Here is a 4,454-nt window from a genome sequence, read left to right as displayed (position 1 = left end):
CACAAATTTCACCAATGGAAATGAAAGCTGGTGATGTTATTTTCTTTGATACGTATAAACATGACGGTCATGTTGGCATTGTCATTGATCAAAATACTTTCATTGGTTGTCAAACGAATAAAGGTGTCTCAATCGAAAATTTATCGACTCCATACTGGACTAAAGTATTTAAAGGACATGTGAGACGTTACTAAAATGATAACAAAACTGGATAGGGGATTACAAGTTAAGGAGGCGGCATTAGTGAGTGAAACGAATGAAAAAGATAAAAGAAAAGTCTGGTTTGTAGCGCTTGCAATTGTCATTGCAGGCGTTACTTTTTTGAACATCTTTTTGTATTCTCGTAACGATGAAACGGGTGATGTAAAGCAATTAAAAGTTCGTAACCAGGTGTTACAAACTGAAAATGAAGAACTGAAAAAGAAAGTGAAGGAAACTCTTCCTTCGGAACAAGAACAAGAGCGACAATCATATCTTTCAGCAGTAGAAAAGTTTATTCAACTATCATTTCATCGAGAAAAGCAGGGGTATGAAGGACGAAGAGAACAAGCAAAAAAATTAATGAAAGATGAAGTGTTTCAGCTCTTTTATCCAACGGATACATTCGAAATGGAGGACACATACGTATCTAAACCATCTGATATGAAGTTATACTTACAAGCCTATAGGATTGGTGCTTCTCAGGTAGAAGTGATCGCAGAATTTCAAAATACAGTGACAATTGGAGCGAATGGAACAACAGACAAAACGAAAAATGTTATGAAAGTAACGGTGCAAAAAAATCAAGAGAGTTGGCAAGTAACCAATGTAGAAGAACTAGCGGTTCAGATCGTTACATCTTAAAAAAAGTGAGGTGTTTAGTAAATGGAAGTTGTAAATAATAGTGTGAATTTAAGACGTGAAAAATCATGGATATACGGTTTAATTGTTGGGTTTATGTTTGTTGGTTTTTTCGGTTTTTTTACTTCGAAATTATATTTACCCTATGAAGAACCGGTCTATCATACAGAGATGAAAAAGCCGGTTACGTTATTTGGAAATCGAACCATGACGATAGAGAAAAGAGCATATGATCCAGCTTCCCATACAATAGAAATGTTTCTTCATGTAGAGGGAGGAGATGGAGAAAAGTATCAGTTCCAGGCACAAGAAAAAGCAAATCCGAATCTTCAGTTACCAGTAAAAGTGGTGTACCAAGATGATGAAAATATGGTTGTACAAGTGAAAGAACTATCTCCAAAATGGCAAGCAGTTGCGCTCGATGTATTGGAAAAAAATAATCGAGATGTAACAGTAGAGACAAAGCAAAAGGCTGAAGGAGAAAACGAAGCTTCAAAAGAAGATGAAAAACAAACATTCTTAAAATCATTCTTCTCCGATCAAAAGAAAACGGAAATAGAAGAGGGTATTTCACAAAAAAGTAAAGGTGATTATGCGAAAGTGTTTATCGGTATGGAACAAAAAATCTTAAAAGAAAAAGTAAAACAGTACGATGAAGTCATGAAACAAGAAAGCTCTAAACAAACACAGTGGCAAGAGCAAATCACGGAATGGAAAAACGATTCTAAGTACCAAACTGAAACGGAAAAAATGGAAACTGATGCGAAAATCAATTCAAAAGAAACGAATATTAACCAGTCAAAAGAGAAGATTGAAATATATAAATGGGAGCAAGGGCAAGTGAAAGAAAAGATTAAAAAGTTAGATGAGAAGGCAAAAGATGTAGAGCGTTCGTGAAAAAAGTGTAGTGTACCTTGACTGTACTTTCATGGTTTTTAGGTGTACCTTGAGTGCACTTTTAATAGATTTTTAGTGTACCTCGACTGAACTTTGGAAGATATTGACTGTACCTTGAGTGTACTTTTGGTTACTTTTCTTGTTCCCACGGTTTCGCTAGGCTTTGCCTAGCTTCACACCCTAAGTGGGAACAAAAACCCCTTATGCTCTTCTCACTATTTTGAGTGGAGATCCCGAATTTGGAGGAGGAAATGAAAATGGAGATAAGAGTTCGAAATATGAACCCAATTGCGGTGAAACGAATTGATGAAATAGCAAAGGCAAAAGGGCTTTCAAGAGATAAATTCTTACAGGGGCAACTTGAAACATTAGCATTCTATCGTGAACAACAAAATCGTGAATTGTATCTTCAACAGTTGTTAGAAAAAAATATCTATGCGATGGAAAGTTGTTTCGAAGCTGTAAAAGAAATGAATGCCTTTTTACAAATGATGACGCAGGATGATGAGGTATGAGCCAAACAGCAAGTCCTTCACAAGCAACGGTGACGCCTGGTGTGGTGACAGTGTCTCGTTTTGTTACGGCGGATGGAAAAACATTTCAGGATTATGTGGAGTATGTCGACCGAGAAGATGCAAAAAGAGAAGGTGAAGCGCATCAGAAAATGTTTTCTCTGTATCAGGATTATATGGGAGATGCAGAGAAGACATCTTCCCTCTTCACAGAGCATAGTAACGGTTTAAAGGAAAATGAAAAGAAAGATTTAAAAAAGATGTTTCAGCTCGCTCAAAAGAATAAAAGTATTATGTGGCAAGATGTCATCACTTTTGATAATGATTGGCTTGCAGAACATGGTGTGTATGATCCTAGAACACGTACTGTAGATGAAACAAAATTGATGGATGTCACCCGAATAGCGATGAAAGAAATGTTGAAAAGAGAAAAGTTAGAACATACAGCAGTTTGGTCAGGAGCGATTCACTATAATACGGATAACCTTCATATTCATGTCGCAACTGTTGAACCATTTCCAACGAGGGATCGCGGGAAGCGAAAACAAAAAACGTTGGATGCGATGAAGGGGAAAGTGGTTCAAAATATTATGGATCGTGGTCAGGAACAAAAACAGATTAACGATTTGATTCGAAAGAATATGGTTGCAAAAAAGAAAGAAGATTCCACATTCACATGGCGCAATCGAGAGCTAAAACCATTATTCCAGTTTATTTATAAACGCTTACCAGAAGATAAAAGGCAATGGCAATACAGTTACAATACATTAAGCCCACTCCGTCCTCATCTCGATGCATTAACGCAAAAATATATTGAGAAGCATTATAAGGAAGATTATAAACAGTTTCTTCAAAAGCTAGATCAAGAAGTAGACGTATTAAAGAGAGCATATGGAGAAGGTTCTGGTGATAAGAAACGATATGAAAATTATAAGGGAAATAAAATAGAAGAGCTTCACAAGCGAATGGGAAATGCGTTTTTACAAGAGATGAAAGCATACGATAAAGAACGACAGCGCATTGATGAAATGTTAGACCGAAAGCCCAGTCAGCGAAAGAACTTTCAACAAAATGTCTCGATGCAGTATGCACTTAGGAAAATGGAGGGTGCGTTCAAAAGTGAATATGAAAGTTGGAAAAACCAACGTTATTATGAACGTCTTGAGAGAGAAATCCAACAACAAAATGAGAGGGGATATGAACGATGAGTAAAGTAAGGCGTGTATTAAAGTTAGAAAAAGATACTGATGATTATCTTATGGCATTTAAAGAAGAACATAAAATTAGATACAACGGGGTCGCTTTAGCACAAATCTTTAAAGAGCATAAAGAAGCGAAACAACAAGAATGGTCGCTTCGATATATTACAGAAGTCGTGACAAAGCACCTTCATGAGGTGTTGAAAGAAGAACTTACAAAAATCCGACTTGGTACGAATAGTGCTGATAAAAATACACAAATGTTAATTGAGTTTATGAATGGCATCTATGAGCATGAACAGTATCAAGGGGTTTGTACAACTGATATTGCAGAAACCGAAGCAACAAAACATATAAGGGAGGTAGTAGAGGAAAGAATTGCACATAAACGACAAAAGAAGATAGATTATCAAGCTTCGAGGGGGCAACAACAAGAAGTATTTGTGCCAGTGGAGGAGGTGAATTGATAAAGAAAGGATGAGGTATGCAATGAGAAAGTTAGAAAAAGTGTTTGAGCTATTAACAAAAGTTGCGAACAAAACTTCCCCCTATGTTACAGGGGGAATATGGTTGCTGTTTGGTTATGCAAATGTATTAGGTGCATATATGTGTCATAAGATGGGAGTGTACTACCTCTCTTATTCTATTGTTGCTGTTGTATGTCTTGTTTGGAGTCATAAAGTAACAAAATGGTTTATGAAAAAGAATACAATCGTGGATTGAAAATAAATAATTAACAAAAGAGGAGAAGATAAAATGCTATTGTTTCATGAAGACATTGAACTTGGAATTATAAAATCTATTGGCGAAAGAGAAGTTACTTTTCACGTTGCAAATCAAGAAGTTACAATTCCATTAACAGAAGAGGAAAAACAAGAGTTATTTGATTATATTGAGCTTCCAGAAAATGATTTACTTATTCCTATCAACATGAAAACTCATAAAATATGTGTTCCAACAGATTTAGAAACCTGGAATGAAGAAACGATGGATGAATTGATTGAAG

Annotated in this window: 8 protein-coding genes; all 8 read left to right on the top strand. The window is 35.9% G+C overall.

Annotated features, from left to right (window positions below; translation table 11 throughout):
- Window positions 1–194, top strand: a 194-nt coding sequence (locus tag ORL93_RS30620; protein WP_265960327.1) for an NlpC/P60 family protein, incomplete at its 5' end; no start/stop codon positions are given.
- A 49-nt stretch (window positions 195–243) separates the two neighbouring features.
- Window positions 244–843 (top strand): MerR family transcriptional regulator, encoded by a 600-nt coding sequence (locus ORL93_RS30615; RefSeq protein WP_265960326.1) that lies wholly within the window; start codon window positions 244–246, stop codon window positions 841–843.
- Window positions 844–864: 21 nt separating this feature from the next.
- Window positions 865–1,737 carry a hypothetical protein gene (locus ORL93_RS30610; protein WP_265960324.1) on the top strand — a complete coding sequence of 291 codons (873 nt, stop codon included), beginning with the start codon at window positions 865–867 and terminating at the stop codon, window positions 1,735–1,737.
- A gap of 257 nt (window positions 1,738–1,994) precedes the next feature.
- Window positions 1,995–2,252 carry a hypothetical protein gene (locus ORL93_RS30605; protein ID WP_265960322.1) on the top strand — a complete coding sequence of 86 codons (258 nt, stop codon included), beginning with the start codon at window positions 1,995–1,997 and terminating at the stop codon, window positions 2,250–2,252.
- Window positions 2,249–3,457, top strand: coding sequence for a MobP2 family relaxase (gene mobP2, locus ORL93_RS30600; protein ID WP_098236028.1), 1,209 nt, complete (start codon window positions 2,249–2,251; stop codon window positions 3,455–3,457). Before ORL93_RS30605 ends, mobP2 begins: the two co-directional genes overlap by 4 nt.
- Window positions 3,454–3,915 (top strand): hypothetical protein, encoded by a 462-nt coding sequence (locus ORL93_RS30595; protein WP_033799439.1) that lies wholly within the window; start codon window positions 3,454–3,456, stop codon window positions 3,913–3,915. Before mobP2 ends, ORL93_RS30595 begins: the two co-directional genes overlap by 4 nt.
- 22 nt (window positions 3,916–3,937) lie before the next feature.
- On the top strand, window positions 3,938–4,171 hold the full coding sequence (locus ORL93_RS30590; protein ID WP_006097286.1) for a hypothetical protein: 234 nt from the start codon (window positions 3,938–3,940) through the stop codon (window positions 4,169–4,171).
- Between the two features lie 33 nt (window positions 4,172–4,204).
- Window positions 4,205–4,454: hypothetical protein (locus ORL93_RS30585; protein WP_265960321.1), on the top strand; the 250-nt coding region annotated here is incomplete at its 3' end.

The organism is Bacillus sp. DHT2, from assembly GCF_026241455.1.
Taxonomy (GTDB): domain Bacteria; phylum Bacillota; class Bacilli; order Bacillales; family Bacillaceae_G; genus Bacillus_A; species Bacillus_A pseudomycoides.
Note: the sequence above shows the minus strand (reverse complement) of the source record. Positions and strands in the feature narration are given on the sequence as shown.